The 17,613-nt window shown below is 33.0% G+C and carries 16 protein-coding genes; 8 read left to right on the forward strand and 8 right to left on the reverse strand.

The genetic code is table 11. The features are described 5' to 3' along the window. Positions 1-210 precede the first annotated feature (210 nt). On the forward strand, positions 211-537 hold the full coding sequence (locus tag FYJ50_RS08405; protein WP_154460987.1) for a helix-turn-helix transcriptional regulator: 327 nt from the start codon (positions 211-213) through the stop codon (positions 535-537). A 12-nt stretch (positions 538-549) separates the two neighbouring features. Here the strand turns inward: FYJ50_RS08405 and trxA are convergent, their stop codons facing one another. Continuing rightward, entirely contained in the window at positions 550-858 is a 309-nt protein-coding gene (trxA, locus tag FYJ50_RS08410) for a thioredoxin (RefSeq protein WP_154460989.1), read from the reverse strand. Between the two features lie 41 nt (positions 859-899). After that, positions 900-1,763 carry a Cof-type HAD-IIB family hydrolase gene (locus tag FYJ50_RS08415; protein ID WP_154460991.1) on the reverse strand — a complete coding sequence of 288 codons (864 nt, stop codon included), beginning with the start codon at positions 1,761-1,763 and terminating at the stop codon, positions 900-902. Between the two features lie 276 nt (positions 1,764-2,039). On the opposite strand from FYJ50_RS08415, the gene FYJ50_RS08420 reads away from it, so the two are divergent. The 4 genes from FYJ50_RS08420 to FYJ50_RS08430 all read left to right on the forward strand — a co-directional run bounded on the left by FYJ50_RS08420 (position 2,040) and on the right by FYJ50_RS08430 (position 5,787). After that, positions 2,040-2,609, forward strand: coding sequence for a manganese efflux pump MntP (locus FYJ50_RS08420; protein WP_154460993.1), 570 nt, complete (start codon positions 2,040-2,042; stop codon positions 2,607-2,609). Positions 2,610-2,619: 10 nt separating this feature from the next. Continuing rightward, complete coding sequence (locus FYJ50_RS08425) at positions 2,620-3,555, forward strand: calcium/sodium antiporter (protein ID WP_154460995.1); 936 nt, start codon at positions 2,620-2,622, stop codon at positions 3,553-3,555. 366 nt (positions 3,556-3,921) lie between these two features. Further along, positions 3,922-4,278, forward strand: a complete 357-nt coding sequence (locus tag FYJ50_RS10945; protein WP_420841799.1) for a DUF6431 domain-containing protein — start codon at positions 3,922-3,924, stop codon at positions 4,276-4,278. 63 nt (positions 4,279-4,341) lie between these two features. Further along, a complete protein-coding gene (locus FYJ50_RS08430; protein WP_205946488.1) occupies positions 4,342-5,787 on the forward strand; it encodes a transposase in 1,446 nt (481 codons plus the stop codon). Positions 5,788-5,928: 141 nt separating this feature from the next. On the opposite strand, the gene FYJ50_RS08435 is transcribed toward FYJ50_RS08430, so the two are convergent. Further along, entirely contained in the window at positions 5,929-7,164 is a 1,236-nt protein-coding gene (locus tag FYJ50_RS08435; RefSeq protein ID WP_154460998.1) for a prolyl oligopeptidase family serine peptidase, read from the reverse strand. 347 nt (positions 7,165-7,511) lie between these two features. Between FYJ50_RS08435 and FYJ50_RS08440 the strand changes: the two genes are divergently transcribed. Next, entirely contained in the window at positions 7,512-8,033 is a 522-nt protein-coding gene (locus FYJ50_RS08440) for a substrate-binding domain-containing protein (protein WP_235900956.1), read from the forward strand. 363 nt (positions 8,034-8,396) lie between these two features. On the opposite strand, the gene FYJ50_RS08445 is transcribed toward FYJ50_RS08440, so the two are convergent. From FYJ50_RS08445 to FYJ50_RS08455, 3 genes are read right to left on the reverse strand one after another with little or no spacing between them, the layout of a single operon-like run. Then, the gene (locus FYJ50_RS08445) at positions 8,397-9,422 is read right to left on the reverse strand and encodes a tyrosine-type recombinase/integrase (protein WP_205946489.1); all 1,026 of its coding nucleotides are present in this window, start codon (positions 9,420-9,422) and stop codon (positions 8,397-8,399) included. Beyond that, positions 9,412-10,383 carry a tyrosine-type recombinase/integrase gene (locus FYJ50_RS08450; RefSeq protein ID WP_154461002.1) on the reverse strand — a complete coding sequence of 324 codons (972 nt, stop codon included), beginning with the start codon at positions 10,381-10,383 and terminating at the stop codon, positions 9,412-9,414. The genes FYJ50_RS08445 and FYJ50_RS08450 overlap by 11 nt, the downstream gene beginning before the upstream one ends. Beyond that, positions 10,380-11,621, reverse strand: a complete 1,242-nt coding sequence (locus tag FYJ50_RS08455; RefSeq protein WP_154461004.1) for a site-specific integrase — start codon at positions 11,619-11,621, stop codon at positions 10,380-10,382. Before FYJ50_RS08455 ends, FYJ50_RS08450 begins: the two co-directional genes overlap by 4 nt. 175 nt (positions 11,622-11,796) lie before the next feature. Between FYJ50_RS08455 and FYJ50_RS08460 the strand changes: the two genes are divergently transcribed. After that, positions 11,797-12,912, forward strand: coding sequence for an ATP-binding protein (locus FYJ50_RS08460; RefSeq protein WP_235900957.1), 1,116 nt, complete (start codon positions 11,797-11,799; stop codon positions 12,910-12,912). 290 nt (positions 12,913-13,202) lie between these two features. Further along, positions 13,203-13,598, forward strand: a complete 396-nt coding sequence (locus tag FYJ50_RS08465; protein ID WP_154461006.1) for an Hsp20/alpha crystallin family protein — start codon at positions 13,203-13,205, stop codon at positions 13,596-13,598. A gap of 39 nt (positions 13,599-13,637) precedes the next feature. On the opposite strand, the gene FYJ50_RS08470 is transcribed toward FYJ50_RS08465, so the two are convergent. Both FYJ50_RS08470 and feoB read right to left on the reverse strand, forming a co-directional pair. Next, positions 13,638-15,083 (reverse strand): YncE family protein, encoded by a 1,446-nt coding sequence (locus tag FYJ50_RS08470; protein WP_154461008.1) that lies wholly within the window; start codon positions 15,081-15,083, stop codon positions 13,638-13,640. A 9-nt stretch (positions 15,084-15,092) separates the two neighbouring features. Further along, entirely contained in the window at positions 15,093-17,423 is a 2,331-nt protein-coding gene (feoB, locus tag FYJ50_RS08475) for a ferrous iron transport protein B (RefSeq protein WP_154461010.1), read from the reverse strand. Positions 17,424-17,613 lie beyond the last annotated feature (190 nt).

Consider the following 17,613-nt stretch of genomic DNA (forward strand, 5'->3'; position numbering starts at 1 on the left):
TTACTATAACAACAAAAGAATTCAATCCAAAACAAAATGGATGCCTCCTGTTGTATACAGAGAAACATCCATGTGTTAAACTCAATTCAAATTAACGTATGTCCAGAATATTGGGTACATATCAAAAATGTCGTTTTTATTCCTACTTATATTTGTCAAATGACATTTTTGTATAGACGTATTTTTATTAATATTCTTTATAATTTTATTATGAAAACAAACAAAAACCCTGACGAATTTTTAAGAGAAAGAATCACTGAACTGCGTATTAAAAAAGGTGTTTCTGAATCCCAGATGAGCTATGATCTAGGACATTCCCGAAGTTATATCAACAATATAACTTCGGGTAAATCTTTACCTTCTATGATTGAATTTTTTTATATTTGTGACTACTTTGAAATTACACCTTTTGAATTTTATAACATTGAAAATAAAAATCCTTCTCTTATCCATGTCATTTGTCAAAAACTTGAAAAACTGGAAGAAAAGGATTTATTGTTGATATTAGAACTGATTAATCGTATGCAGCATATGTAAGATTGAAACATCTTACATATGTGCTTTAATTTTAGAAATAATGTTGGCAGCTGGCATATAACCAGAGAATGCATCCACTTGTTTTCCATTTTTAAACAATACCATTGTAGGCACTGCCATAACGCCAAATTGACCTGCTAAATCAGCAGAAGCATCTACATCCACTTTTACAATGGTTACCTGTCCTTTTAAGGTTTCCTGTACGCTTTCTAAAACAGGGGCTAACATTTTACATGGTCCACACCAAGTCGCAAAGAAATCCACTAAAACAAGGTCTTCTTTCATTAATTCATTAAATTCTTCTGTATTTATGACTTTCATAAGTATATTCCTCCTAAGGTATCTTTATCATACCTGATTTTTTATAAATTATCTATTTTCTTGCCCAGAACTTTTTGATCGATCACAATTCCAATTCCATTGGAATTGTTGTCTAAAGTCACTAGATCTGCCATTTCTTTTACTTCTTTTAAAGCATTTCCCATCGCAACGCCTATTCCTGCTTTTTCTAACATCGATATATCGTTTTGAGAATCTCCAAAAGCCATTACATTTTCCATACTAAAATCATTCATGTCACAAATTGTTTCTAAAGCTTTTCCTTTATTGACTCCTTTAGGCATAATTTCCATCCAGTAACCCGCTACCATCATACATTCAAAATCTTTTAAATCGTTTTGAATGTCTTTTAAATGTTTTTTAAAAAAAGAAGGATCGTTAAAAAAGACCACTTTATTACAGGCTTTCTTAAATTCGTAATGTTTATAAGGGACTTTTTTATATGTATAAGTCGTTCCTTTGATCATCGATCCTTTCTTTTTACGATTTCTTACTTTTCTTAAGATTTCTCTAATATAAGATGAAAAAGAACCATAAAAATACGCTTCATTTTCAAACGTAAATCGAGCTAAACAATTGTATTTTTTTGCTGCTTTCTCTATTTTAAAACAATCATCGATTTCAATGAATCGATCTTTTATGTACGTTTTATTTTTAAAATCGTATATTTCCTGTCCATTTATCAATAATAAATAATGATTTCCTTTTTCCAGATTTAACTCTTTATAGATCCATTCACATCCCTGTTTATTTCTTCCGGTTGAAATCACAATATGAATTCCTTTTTCCATGGCTTCAAATATAGAGGCTTTGGTTCTTTCATCTATTTTTTTATCATCATTTGTAAGAGTTCCATCCACATCAAATGCTAAACATTTTATTTCCATAAATATACTATATAATATTTATAGAATAGATAAAGAAAAAATAAGAAATTATTTAAAACTAACTAAATTGAATTGACTTTAATTTTAGATTTCTATAAAATTTAAAACATCTATGGGGGAGTAGCAACCACCTTGTGGAACATGCCAACATACCGGTCATTGACCTGGCTTGTTTTAAAATGCGAGACTCATGTATCAGTTTTTTACTATGCATGAGAATATAAAGATTTGTAAGCTCAAGTATAGTAAACTTGAGCTTTTTTTAGGAGAGAGATTATGACACTTTTATTGAATTCTATTTTCCTTGGAATTGGATTGGCAATGGATGCGTTTTCGGTTTCTATGGCCAATGGTTTACACGATGCGAATATGAAAATTCGTAAAATGACAGGAATTTCTTTTACTTTTGGTTTTTTTCAGTTTCTGATGCCCTTAATTGGATGGATCTGTGTTCATACTATACTGGAAATCTTTACTGAATTTGAAAAAATCATTCCCTGGATTGCTCTGATTTTATTAAGTTATATTGGAGGCAGTTTATTAAAAGAAGGATTTTCAAAAGAAGAAAAAGTAGAAGAACAGACCATTGGAATCAAAGGACTTCTGATTCAGGGAATTGCCACTTCCATTGATGCTTTATCTGTTGGTTTTACCATTGCGCATTACAATTTAATAAGTGCTTTTATCAGTTCTCTGATTATTGGAATCGTAACCTTTATCATCAGCTTTGCTGGTGTAAAAATCGGTAAGATTTTTGGTATGAAACTAGCCAGTAAAGCTTCTTTATTAGGTGGTTTTATCTTAATCTGTATTGGTTTAGAAATCTTTATTACAGCTATATTTTAAGGAGGATAACATGAATATATTTACAGCTTTATTATTACTGGTCCTAGGATTTGTATTATTAATTAAAGGAGCGGATTATTTTGTGGATGGAGCCAGTTCGGTTGCGAAAAAATTTCGTATCCCTTCTATCATCATTGGATTTACCATTGTCGCAATGGGTACCAGCCTTCCAGAATGCGCTGTCAGTGTAACGGCTTCTTTAGCCAACAACAACGCTTTAGCCATCAGCAATGTCGTTGGAAGCAACATTTTTAACTTAATGGTTGTTTGTGGAGCCAGTGCTATTTTTGCTCCCTTAGCCATACAAAAAAGTACATTGTTGAAGGAATTCCCTTTTTCAATCTTCTGTGCTTTATTGTTGCTGGTATTAGGCTATACTTCTTTTAACTTAGGTCGAATGGAAGGAATTGTCTTACTGGTCTTATTCCTTGTCTATTTATTGTGGATGATTTTCTCTGCTTTAAAAAATCGTCAGGAAATCGATGAAGATGTCAATATTTTACCAACATGGAAATGTCTATTGTTCATTATAGGGGGAGCTATTGCAATCAAATATGGAGGAGACTTTGTTGTAGATGGAGCCAGCTTTATCGCAACGAAAATGGGATTCTCACAAAACCTGATTGGTTTGACCATTGTGGCCCTGGGTACCAGCCTACCTGAACTGGTGACTTCCATTGTAGCAGCCAGAAAAAACGAAGTGGATATGGCTTTAGGAAATGCGATTGGATCCAACATCTTTAACATCTTACTGGTTCTGGGAGTCGCCGGAGCCATCAGTCCAGTGGCTTTCATTATGGAAAATGTAATCGATATTGTTATCCTTACCATCATGAGTGCTTATGTATGGATTCTGGCATGGACAAAAAATCATATTAATAAAACTGAAGGAATCTCCATGATCCTTATTTATGTCATTTATTTAGTTTATATCTGTATACGATAGGAATGGAAACATTCCTATTTCTTTTTACCAAAAAAAATGACTATATAAAAATAGTTGGGGTCTAGATACGCTATAAGATTACATAGGGTTATGTGCTAGGCAGCTTAAAATTCGCTCCAAAGTATTTTGGGGCGTTTTTTGTTATACTTGAATTGAAAGGATAATTCAGCTGACAAAAAGAAAAAGCGAAATACATTTCCGCCAAGATTTGTTTCCCTCGCTTTTCCCCCACCAAGCCACCTGAAAGGTATGCTTATGTTATACTTTTATACTACTGACAACGTCATACAAAATCAAGAGGCTTATAATACTTTTATTGAATCTTTCATACCATTGCTTGCTTCAGTTCCTTGTCCTAAATTTGGTATGGTTGGTCTTCTTATTCTTTATGGAACTCACCCTAGATATTTCATAAATGAAGATATGATTCGCATCAGGATCATGATCCAACGCGTTCGATGCAATAACTGCGGTTCTACTCACGTGGTTTTGCCAACCACTGTACTTCCTTTTTTTCTTCATGTCATTCTCAATATTCAAAATGCATTGAATTCCAATACTGAAATGAATATTACTTATAAAGATTATTTGAAACGTCGTTTTAAATTTTCTTCATTGGAACCATTCCCTGTTTTCACTCGTTTTTTCTCAACAATCCATTCAATTATAAAAAGGCGCAACGTTTTTTTCGGATTTCTTATATTACCAACACACCTTCGTTAGAGTTTCGTTTCATATATTCCTATACTGAAATCAGATAAGAATATGCTGGAGGTGAAACGAACTATGAACGATTCTTACGATAATACAATCACCATATGTAATACTTTCGGTCTTGAAATAGACTGTATTGAGTCATGTACAAGTATCGTTAGAAACAAACAGGTGGTTATTGAACTTAAACTGACGGACAAAAGACCACCATGTCCTGATTGTGGCAACGAGTCTGTCAAAATCAAGGGATATGTAGCTAAAAAAATCAATAATTCCATTCTAAATGATAAGGGATGTGTTCTTGTATACCATGCCAGACGCTATATTTGTCCAATCTGCCATACAACCTATTATGAAATCAATCCATTCGTATTCAGAAGGATGAAGATATCTTCTTCTATCATTCTTTGTGTGATGAAAGATCTCACAAAACCTAGCGAAACATTTGTATCTATTGCAGAAAGATATCATATATCGCCTACAACTGTAGCTTCTATATTTGATGCGACGGTAAATATTCCAAGGGCGAAACTGCCAAGGATTATGTCTACAGATGAAAACTACGCATTCTATTCACAGGATACACACAGTAAATATGTTTGCGTACTGATTGATCAGCAGACTGGACGCCCTATCGATATTCTTCCTAGTAGGCGCTATGATTATCTAGATGAATATTATTCAAAAATTCCAAAATACGAAAAGGATCAGGTTGAATTTATAGCTACCGATATGTACGAACCATATAGAAGGATCATACGAAAACACTTTAAACATTCACTTCATGTAGTGGACCGTTATCACGTAGCACAGGAATTGAACCGAAAAGTAGATTCAATACGACTAAGAATCATGAAACCATATGGATGTATCAATTATAAGGACAGGACGCAGGAACAAAAAGATGCCTATTACCTGCTTAAACATCAGAACAGATTCCTCTTCAAACATTTCAGCAATGCGATGTGCAAAGATAAAAAGAGACTGTTCGATGTAACTCGAAAAAGATATTATAATGCACATTTCAGAGCCTATCTGAATCCATATGATATAGCACAAAAGTTGGTATCTATTCATCCGGATATCAACAAAGCCTGGGAGTTAAAGGATGAAGTCACGGATTTTTATGTTTCGAATACAGTCAAAACAGCCCCTGAAGCCATTGAAAAAGTCATCAAACATCTTAGAGAAAGTAACATTGAAGAACTGGTGGCATTCAGTAAAACATTGAGTAATTGGAAAGTTGAAATCATTAACTCATTCTGTATATCAAAAGCTGAATATAATGTATCGAAAGACACAGGAGAAATTACTGTAGAACAGAAAAGAATCAACAATGCACTGATGGAGAATCGTAATGCGATCATCAAATTGGTTACAAAAGCAGCTAATGGCTATCGCAATTGGGAACGATTCAGAAACAGATGTATGCTGGTCTTAGAAAAAGGTATTGATTTTGAAATCGACAAGGATGACGGAAGCGTTAAAATGGTTGAAAAAATGGACCCAGACAACTAAATGTTGTCTGAGCCCAATATCAGCTATAAACCGTTTTGGGGTATATGCCGCCCCTTAAATTCTTGGAGAACAAATTCACCTAACCCCATCCAAATTTATTGCGCCATTTTAACATCGCTTAGTCTACAGCTTTTTTTCAATTTATTTATGTTGTGATGCCAACCATTCAAAGAATGTTGTTCCATCCTCTGTAGTTGCTTCATTATTTAATGGATATACCCAAACGGCATGCGATTCAAAATCTTGTCCTTCAACCTTAACTTCTGGATATTCTGTATACAATACATTTGCGCCTAGTTCCTGCATATGTTTATATGCGTTTCGACTATATTGCACTGGAACTGTATCATCGATTGCAGCATGCATTAACCACATTGGAATCTCTTTGACTTTATCCATGTTTTCAGTTGGAACATCATAAGCTGCACAAATTGGGAATGCTCCCGCAAATAATTCTGGAGCCGCAAACAATGTTTCCCACGTTTGATATCCACCCATTGAGCATCCACCGATATACACTCGATTTTCATCAATATCATCATGTTCAGCAATATATTCCTTAATTAAGGATACAACCTTATCTGTATTATCTGTACCCTTTAACACTAAATCTCCAACCGCAAATTCGGGCATCCAATAATCTGGAGACTGCGGAGCCAATACATAAGGATTATCAAAGATTTCTTTTGCCTCATCTGTAGTAAAGGCAACAGCCCCACGATTTCCATTAATCTGCGCTACGTTGTTTTCTCCACCTTCACCGGCACCATGGAACCAAATCACTAATGGATGTTTTTTTCCATCTGCTTTTGGTTTATAGTCACGATAATGAATTCCATCTTTGGATTCACCCGAATCAAATTCATCCACAATATTTTGAACAAATTTATCTTGAGAAAGTTTCAACTCAACTTTCTTACCATCTTTTGTTTCTACATCTTTATTCTGTTTAACTTTATATTCAACTTCTAACGGTACATTTGAGAAAGTATCATCATTCCATTGTAGAACATCTGAATATTCAGTATTTAAGTTTGTTTCCAATTCAACAACAACATATTTACCTTCATCAGCTTTTTTACCATTCTTATCTGAAACATACACTTTTTCTACAGTACGCTCACCATTTTCATAATCAATACCCGCCGTACTTTTATTATTTGTCGTTACCGTAAATGTATCCTTCTTGATACTATCTCCATTCAAAGTCACAGGGGATTCAATCATCACCTTATCTACACGTGCACCATAATCATATACACTTGCGTAAACATTAAAAGTCCCATCTTTCTTTTCATTTGTCGAATTTTGGGCACAACCACTAATTGATAGAGCACCAATCGCCGCAGCAATGGTAATCATTTTTTTAAATTTCATAAACCTAATCTCCTAACATATCGGTCATATAATTTCTAAATAGTATTATCCACAAACCTAGACTAATGCAGGTTAGCCAAACCCATGCATATAGCCAACACAATATAAATAAATTTCTTAGAATCGCCAGTTCTTATAAAGAAATTTATATCCATTTCTTTTTAATTATTAAATTTATCTTTCCTCCTTATCTATATATAAAACAGAAACGCACTCTGTATTTATGTCAAATGTTGGTTTGCTTTATGTACCATATTTATTTCTAATTATACCAGCAAAGAATTATAATGCAACCGCTTACAGGCAAAATATAGACCTTCCGTTTAGGAGGCCTATATTATGAATCATTGACTGAATCTATATTAAACGTAGGTTCACGCCTTATCGATGATGGATATGATGAATTCATTATGATTACAGCTGACCCCCATGTATTAAGTACACGACTTGAGCGTACAACTGGCTTTCTGCATACTTTAGAAACAAAAGGAAAAGAATGCAAAACCCATGTTGTAGCCGATGATGTAACAAGTGATACATTACGTGATCTACTATATAATGAATTACGTTTTGGTGTTCGTACCCTAATCTTTGTAGCCAACTGCTTCTTATTACCACGAGTTTATTTGGCATTAAAAGATTACCGTAACTTGATGCCAAATACAATTGGATTAATTGGCTTTGACAATACAGAATGGACAAACTTCTCGAGTCCAACTGTCACAACAATCGTACAGCCAGCCTATGATGAAGGCTATCAAGCTGCATTGATCTTAATTGATTCATTAAAAGGAACCAACGAACAGATTCCAAATCAAATCTTAAAGTGTTCTGTAAACTGGAATGAATCAACCAAACAACACAATTAGAGATTTAGAATGATACCCATATTTACTTATGTTTTTCTCTATCATCAAGAATTAATTTCGTATCTTTAATTTTTCGTTGATTTTTACATTTTATCAGTTATATCTGATAAATTTATATTTTTCATACTAATTATCAGTTATAAACGTGATATACTATAGTTAACTACAAAAGGAGGCTGAGATTTATGATCAAACGTGAACTATATATGAGTCGCATCCGTCCATTCATAGGAACAGACTTAATCAAAGTCATGACTGGTATTCGTCGTTGCGGAAATAATGTAAAGTTGAGAATAATGTAAAGTAAAGGTTATAAATCCCATAAATAAAGGATCTTTGGCTAAATTACTTTACATTATTTTTTTATTGTTTTTTAGATAGTCTAGTTAAGAAACACATCAAATCATCGTTTTGAATCCAATCTTTATCATTTTTATCAATAATATTTTCATATACATTTTGTAACGCTTGTAGTTTACTTTCATTGCACACCTTTGCGTAAATTTCTGTTGTTTTCACACTTGAGTGGCCTAAAAAATCACGTATATATATTAATTCAATCCCTACTTCTAATAAATGGACGGCCTTCGAATGTCTAAATACATGTGGGTGTACATTAATTGTAATGTTAGCGTTGTTTTTATTAGCTAAATCTACATATTTATTAATAATATAGGCAATTCCTGCTCTCGTCAGATTATCTCCACTCCTATTAAAAAATAATGTTTCATACCCTTTATTCTTTTTTGTTTGTATATCAAACTCCTTTATGTATTTTTTTAATAATTCAGCTGTATGTCCCATCAATGGAATCGTACGCGATTTGTTTCCTTTTCCTAATACTTTGATTATGGTTTGATTTGAAAAATGCACATCATTATATTTTAAACAAATCAGTTCATCAACCCTTAATGCTGCGTCATACAATAATGTTAATAAAGTTTTATCTCTTAAACCCATAAATTTTTTATCATCTATCACTGATAATAATATTTTTATTTGATTTTTGGTTAACCACATTACTTCTTTACTACAGAACTTCTTTTTCTTAATGGATAAGATTTTTTGATATTCATATATGTGTGCTGGATCTTCAATTTGTAGGTATTTTACGAAACTGTGAATAGCGGCTAAACGAATATTTCTGGTGGTTATAGATACTTTTCTATCCGATTCGAGCCAGTTTAGAAATTCATACACTGTATTTCTATTTAGATTTTCAAGTGTCACGTAATTTGCAGATACACTTTTTTTCTCCTGCATATATATGAGAAACAATTTATATGTATCCGCATAAGATGCGACAGTATTTTTACTTAAATTTTTATTGGTGATCATTTCTTCCTGTAAAAATTTGGATAAATAATATTGAAAAGTTTTATTTGACATCTTGATCACCGCCATAAAAATATATTTCTGTTTTGTGGATAATATCTGGATATAAATCAGCTGTTAACCTTAGATAATATTCTGTACACCTTGTATCCCTGTGTCCCATATATGCACAAAGATACGGGAATAATGCTGTAATATCTTTTTTATCCAGTACCCATATTTTTAATCTGTGTACACAAAATGTATGCCTAAATGAATGGACTCTTGGCCCTCCTTGGGGATGTGGGATTCCAGCTAATCTTAAGAATTTTAAAAAAAAGAAATCAACCGTACTTTTATCCAAATGCACATTTTCATTTTTACCTTTAAATAAATATCCATTAGAAATTAAGATGTTTTCATGAATAATGTATGTTTTAAGGATATTCATCATATTTACATGTATTGGAATTATTCTTTCTGAATGATTTTTGGCGTTCAATATGGTAAAAGTATTGTTTTCAAAATCTATATTTTCCAATTTTAAATTTAGTACTTCACTGATTCTCATTCCTGTAGAATAAAGAATTCGAAAAATCACTGTGTATTTATACCTCTGTGGATAGTATTGACCATCTAAAGATTTTGATACAGACCACTCGTCAATAGCTGTGAATATTCTTTTTATTTCATCTTCTGTAAAAATATAGGGTATAAAATCACTTCTATAAGAATTTTTTGGCAAAGGCGGAACTATATATGCATCATAATCCATTCGGATCATATATTTTGCAAGTTCTCGGATGATTCGTACACGGTGTGTTCTGCTTATGGGCTTTTCATAGGCTTTTTTTGCTGTATATGATTGTACAAATTCTTTAGTAATCACAATATCTTTTAAACCTACAGATAATGCCAATTTATCGATATCTCGTAAATACCTTTCTTCAGTTTTATAATCGAATCCAAGTGAACGCTTTTCTTTTAAAAAGCCAGAAATAACATCTTTTAAAATGCTAGAAAATACATATTTCATAAATCGAACACCCTGTCTGGATCAATTGGACATTTTGATAATTCATTCATATTTAGTTTTAAATATGTTTCTGTTGATTTGATCGATTGATGTCCCAATATTTGTGAAATCATTGGAAGACTTGTTTCTTTTTCTAATAGTAAAGTTCCTAACGTATGACGTAGCGAATGAATACCATACTTTTTCCCAGAAATAATTTTTATGCCGGAATCGCGCAGTCTCCTTGTAAAAATAGAGCTGATTCCACTAGGAGTCAACGGCAGAAATGGCGCTCTGTGTTCCAAAAATAAATATTCACTTTCAATTTGCGGCCGAGCATTTTTGATATAATCAATAATAGACCAGCCAAGATTGTTTAAAAGTGGAAGTGTAAGATTTTTGCTGGTTTTTTCTTGTGTTATAAAAATCATTTTCTTTTCCCAATCTATGTTGGAAAGTTTTAAATTAGCGATATCTACTGAACGAAGTCCTAAACAAACTGCCAATAATAATATCGCATAATCGCGTTTTCCTGCGATACTTTCTTTATCAATTGAATCCAAAAGAATTTTAACTTCTTCCTGTGTAAATGTATTTGATATTTTAGTTTCATGTACAGTGTTTAAAATAGGAAATAATTTAGAAATGTCCATCGAACACAACTGATTCTCATAACAGTATTTAAAAAACTGTTTCAAATCAGATATGTTGTGAGAAACACTTTTTGGTGTTTCATGTACAAAGGTTGATATTATGGCTTCTACATTTTTTCTTGTAATATCGTCAAGCAAAAAAACATTATGTCTAACTAAAACTTCAACACACTTTTTTACTACATATTTCTTTCGATTCACTGTACGTTCTTTATAATCATAGTTATCAGAAAGATATTTGATAAATTTATCATTGATACTTTTCCAATACTCATTTTCAATCTCATCAACAAACCTAGAAAATCTTAAAATAAATAACCTATTGATTGAATAATTGCTTAACAATCGCATAGCTCTTAAAAGAACAATATATTTCTTTGTGTTTTTACCATCATGAGCTAATTCTGTCAATTCTAATCCGGTAATCAAATTTACATATTCTATCGCAACATTCATGTCAAAAAAATTGACTCCTATATTGTCACAATAGATTGTAAAATCAGTAAAAATCTTTCTGTAAGCATGCATAGAAGACTCACTGTAATTTTTGGAACGCATTATTTCTAAAATAGAATCACTGCATTCTTTGATTGTAGTTTTTTGCATTTTTATCCTCCTTTTGCAGTATTAACCACAAAAGAAGTATTCACATATAAAAAAATAATGTAAAGTAATTTAGCCAAAGATCCTTTATTTATAGGATTTATAACCTTTACTTTACATTATTCTCAACTTTACATTATTACCATTATGTAAAGCTTTACATAACGGAAAGTCCGTCATGTTAAAGCTAATTCAACAAGAGCTCACGGAGTCTGGTATCAGTCCAAAACAATTTATCTCTATCAATTTTGAAGATATGAACTACTCCCACTTACAAACTGCACAAGCACTGCATGATGAAATCCGTGCAAAAGCCTCAGAAATGGAAGGCAAAATTTATCTATTCTTTGATGAAATACAAGAAGTCAAGGACTGGGAAAAGTGTATCAACTCTTTTCGTGTATCATTAGATTGTGATATTTACATCACAGGCTCAAACGCAAATCTACTATCTAGTGAACTAGCAACTTATTTGGGTGGTCGATATGTAAAATTTGTGATATATCCATTTTCTTTTAAAGAGTTCATGGAACTATATCGTTCGATTACTCCTGACGCATCCATTCAGCAATGTTTTCAAAAATACCTTATTGTCGGAGGTATGCCTTACCTTTCAAACATTCGTTATGCAGAGGCTCCGTCTAAACAATATCTTCAAGATTTATTCAACTCTGTTCAGCTCAAAGACATCATGAAACGAAATAAAATTCGCGATGTTGATTTGCTAGAACGAATCATTACCTATGTGATTGCGAATGTGGGAACAACTTTTTCTGCATCCTCACTCGCAAAGTTTTTAAAAAGTGAAAGGCGAACTGTGTCTCCAGAAACGATTTTGAACTATATCAAGTATTGTTGTGAAGCTTATTTATTCTATCAAGTGAAACGAGAAGATTTGCAAGATAAGCAAATTCTTTCTTCTAATGAAAAATATTATATTGCCGATCACGGTATCCGTGAGGCTATTTTCGGTGGTAATATGCGAGATATCAATCTTATTTTAGAAAATATCGTATATCTAGAATTATTGCGCCGGGGATTTGATGTAACTGTAGGAAGAAATGGGAATAAAGAAATAGATTTTGTATGCAACAAACAAGACGAAAAAATATATGTTCAAGTTACTTATCTGTTGGCATCCCAAGAAACAATTGATCGTGAATTTGGTGCTTATGATCATATTAAAGATAACTTTCCAAAGTACGTTGTTTCTCTTTATGAGTTTAACATGATCCAAAATGGCATCAAGCATCGAAACATACGTGATTTCCTACTAACAAATGAATGGAACTAAACACAAATCTAACTTTTAAAAGGTCTCAGTCAAATGTTGTCCGAGCCTAATCTCATCTACAAACCATTTTGGGGTATATGCCGCCCCTTAAATTCTTGAAGAGCAAATTCACCTAACCCCATCCAAATTTATTGCGCCAAAAAAAATTAGCACTCTGGTGTTGACTCTGCTAATTATAGTGTTATAATAATGGTGTCAAAGGAAAAGGAACAAAAATTTCCTTTGTGAATATATATCATAAACAAAGTGATAGTTTCATTATTGTTTGTTTTAAACAGGAGGCGATTTATATGATGTACTATCCAACATTTGATTTATTTGATGATTTATTTACTTCCAATTCTCGTAACGATTTTATGAAATGTGACATTGTAGAGAAAGAGGATAAATATCAGCTTTCTATGGAAATGCCAGGTATCAAAAAAGAAAACATTCATATGGAATTAAAGAATGGATATTTAAAGATTGGTGCTACAACCACTGAAAATAAAGAAGATAAAGATTCTCAGGGTAAAGTATTACGTAAAGAACGTTTCTCTGGTTCCTATTCTCGTTCCTTCTATGTAGGCAACAACATTTCTCAGGAAGATATCAAAGCTTCATTTGATAATGGGGAATTAACAATTCTGATTCCTAAAAATGCACCAGCTAAAGTAGAAGAAAATCATTTCATTCCAATTGAATAAAAAAAAGCCACAGATGTGGCTTTTTTAATATTCTAATTTTTATCCCCAGACAATCACCCGATCTACAATATCTACACTTTTTTGTGCTCGATAAGAATAGGCTCCACTTTCAAATAAAAGATAGACTTCATAATTTCCATAATTGGAAATCATAGCCTGTTCTAAGCGAGCAGGAAATACAAAAGTACGATCGGCCTGTTCATCCTTTAATGTATATTCTTTTGATTCTTTTAATCGTTTCTGATAAGCTTTTTCATCAAAATCAATTAAACTGGACATTTCTAAATTCTTTTCTTTTTTAATACTTAAAATTTCCAGTTCCAATTCATTTTTATTCTGTTTTAATTTGGATAAATCTTCAATCAGTTCCTGATAACCTTCTTTATCCTCATCTTCCATCAGAAATTCTTTTTTCTCATTTAAATCTTCAATTTCTTCTTTAAGATGTTCCAGTTCCTGTTCCTTTTGCAGTAAAGAATCTTCCAGATTCTGTATAACTTCTTTCTGTTTCATATACAATTTATATTGTTCATCCAGATCGATCATTTCTTCTACATCCTGCTGAAACTGTGAATTCACAAAAGATTGCACTTTACTGTCTTTTGTCCCACTGGACTGCATTAAAACACAATAACCCGTATCAAAATAAACACCCTGACAGTACTGATCAATGATGGCTTTTTCTTTCCCATACGCAATTTCTTTATTCCCAAATACGGTTTTTGTTTCCAGTCCACCTTCATCATTTAATGGAAAACGAACCACATAAGAATCTTTCCATTCTCCTTCATAATAATGCCCTACAAATAAATTATTGCGATAAAAACTGATAAAAGAAGCAGAACGGAATCCATCAATCATATATTTCTGGTTATACGCAATCGGTTTTTTCGTTTCATCAAAATTGTATTCTTCTATATCACTTAAAGATACACTGTTCAAATATGCACTCTTTTCTCCTGTAATCAGATTTTCACCCGTACAGGCAATCCAGATATTATTATGAATGTCATCATAAGCGATATTTCCTGCATGAGGTTTACCAGACAGGACAATTTCTTTTATAAACTGATGGCTATTTTTATCCATCATATATAAAACCGAATTATGAGAATGAGTATGACAGTACGCACTGATAAACAGATAGTTTTCCGTTACACAGATTCCCTGAGGCGTCATAGAAGTACACATACTGAAATCCGATGCGTTATCACCTGCCATTGTTTTGGTTGCCAATAGACCTGGAATCACATAACTTGTCTGCGATAAATTATTGACATTCAAAGTACTTAGATCTTCATATTTACTTAAATTTTTGATCAGCTGTTCTTCTGTTAAAAGAGGTTCTGTACTTGTATTGACCAGATCCGTTTCTGGCTCCGTTCCATAACGATAGCTATAGGCATAATAACGATAACCAATGTAAGTAATGATCAGTACCAATACAATCAGTAACACAATTCTTCTCTTTCTCTTTTTTTCCATATTTTCATTTTACATCAACAGTACTATATGATAAACCAAAAATGCACAAATCCAGGCAATCAGACATTGCCATATAACTACACCAATGGCCCATCGATTTCCCAATTCTCTTTTAATCGAAGCAACTGCTGCGATACAAGGAGAATACAATAAGCTGAAAACCAGCATCGAAGCTGCTGATGCTGCAGAAAAGACTTGTGTGATATTTCCCTGATACAGTACCTGTAAAGTGGAAACTACGCTTTCTTTGGCCATAATTCCACTGATTAAAGATGTACAGATTCGCCAGTCTGATAGTCCAATCGGTTTAAATAAGAAAATCAGAGAACTGGACAGCCATGATAACATACTGTCTTTTGAATCCAGTACATAATTGAAATGGAAATCATAGCTCTGTAAAAACCAGATGACAACGGTTGCCAACAGAATCACACTAAAAGCTTTCTGAAGGAAATCTTTTGCTTTTTCCCATAATAGCTGTCCTACATTTTTTGCACTTGGCATACGATAATTAGGAAGCTCCATCACAAAAGGAACCGCTTCACCTTTAAATAACGTATTTTTATACAGAAAGGCAATCAGAATTCCCACAAGGATTCCCATAAAATAAAGACCTGTCATGATCCATCCTGCATAATCTTTAAAAAACGCATTCACAAAAAAGGCATACACAGGAAGTTTGGCTGTACAGCTCATAAATGGAGTTAACAGAATGGTCATTTTACGATCTCTTTCACTTGGTAAAGTTCGCGTGGACATAACCGCTGGAACGGTACATCCAAATCCTATCAGTAAAGGAACGATACTTCTTCCTGATAATCCAATTTTTCGTAATAATTTATCCATCACAAAAGCCACTCTTGCGATATATCCACTGTCTTCCATTAATGATAAGAAAAAGAATAAAGTCACAATAATCGGTAAAAAACTGACTACACTTCCAATTCCTGTAAAGATTCCATCAATGATCAGTCGATGAATGCTTTCATTTACTTGATAAAAAGTTAAAAGAGAATCTATATATACCGTTAAAGAATCAATTCCTGTTTCTAATAGATTCTGAAGAAAAGAACCAATCACATTAAACGTTAAATAGAATACACATCCCATAATCAGAATAAAAAATGGAATCGCTGTATATTTCCCCGTTAATATTCGATCTATTTTTTCCGAACGTTCTCTTTCTTTACTTGTTTTTGGTTTTGTGACACAAGCCTGGCTTACCTTTTTGATATAGGCATAACGCATATCCGCAATGGCTGCACTTCGGTCCAGTCCACGTTCTTTTTCCATTTGAAGAATAATGTGTTCTAACATTTCTTTTTCATTGTCATCCAGATTTAATGCTTCTAAAATTAAAGCATCTCCTTCTACCACTTTACTAGCCGCAAAGGCAACTGGTATCTGTGCATTTCTGGCATGATCTTCAATTAAATGACGCACCGCATGTAAACAGCGATGAATGGCCCCATCGTGATCGTTTTCATCACAAAAATCCTGCCGACCTGGTTTTTCCTGGTATTTTGCGATATGGATCGCATGACGAATCAATTCATCGACTCCTTCATTTTTACTGGCTGAAATAGGAATCACCGGCACTTTCAACATATTTTCCATCTGATTAATATCAATGGATCCACCATTGCCCAGGACTTCATCCATCATATTTAAGGCCACAACCATAGGAATATCCATTTCCAGAAGCTGCATTGTCAAATATAGATTTCGTTCAATATTGGTCGCATCCAGGATATTAATGATAGCCTTTGGATGTTCTTTCAAAACAAAATTACGAGAAACGATTTCTTCATTTGTATACGGAGACATTGAATAAATTCCTGGTAAATCGGTAATACAGGTATTGGGATAGCCTTTAATAGGACCATCTTTTCGATCAACAGTAACACCTGGAAAGTTTCCAACATGCTGATTGGATCCTGTCAGCTGATTAAACAGTGTGGTTTTTCCACAGTTCTGATTTCCAACTAAAGCATAAGTTAAAGTCTCTTTTTCATCCAAAGGATGTTCACTTTCCTTATCGTGATATTTTCCTTCTTCCCCCAGTCCAGGATGAAATTTTATACGTTCTTTTTCTTTTTTTATTTCCACTTCTGCTTCAATGGGTTCAACTTCAATGTGTCTGGCATCTTCCACTCGAAGCGTTAATTCATAACCATGTATTCGAAATTCAATTGGATCTTTCATAGGAGCAAACTTCACAAGGGTAATACGAGCACCTGGAATCAGTCCCATATCTAAAAAATGCTGACGCAAAGAACCAGTGGATCCCACCGAAAGAATTCGAGCTCTTTGACCTAATTCTAAATCACACAATTTCATAATTAAGCCCTCCTAGTTATCATCAACTAACTAAAAGTGTATATCAAACCCTTTTTTGAATCAAGAAAAAAACATAGAATGAATACATGAATCTTTAAAATAAAGTATTCGAACAGACTGTTGAATATGTAGAAGAAACAATACGATCTAATATTTAAGGCAAGGCTCAATTTGAACCTTGCCAATTGTT

Source organism: Floccifex porci, from assembly GCF_009696175.1.
Taxonomy (GTDB): domain Bacteria; phylum Bacillota_I; class Bacilli_A; order Erysipelotrichales; family Erysipelotrichaceae; genus Floccifex; species Floccifex porci.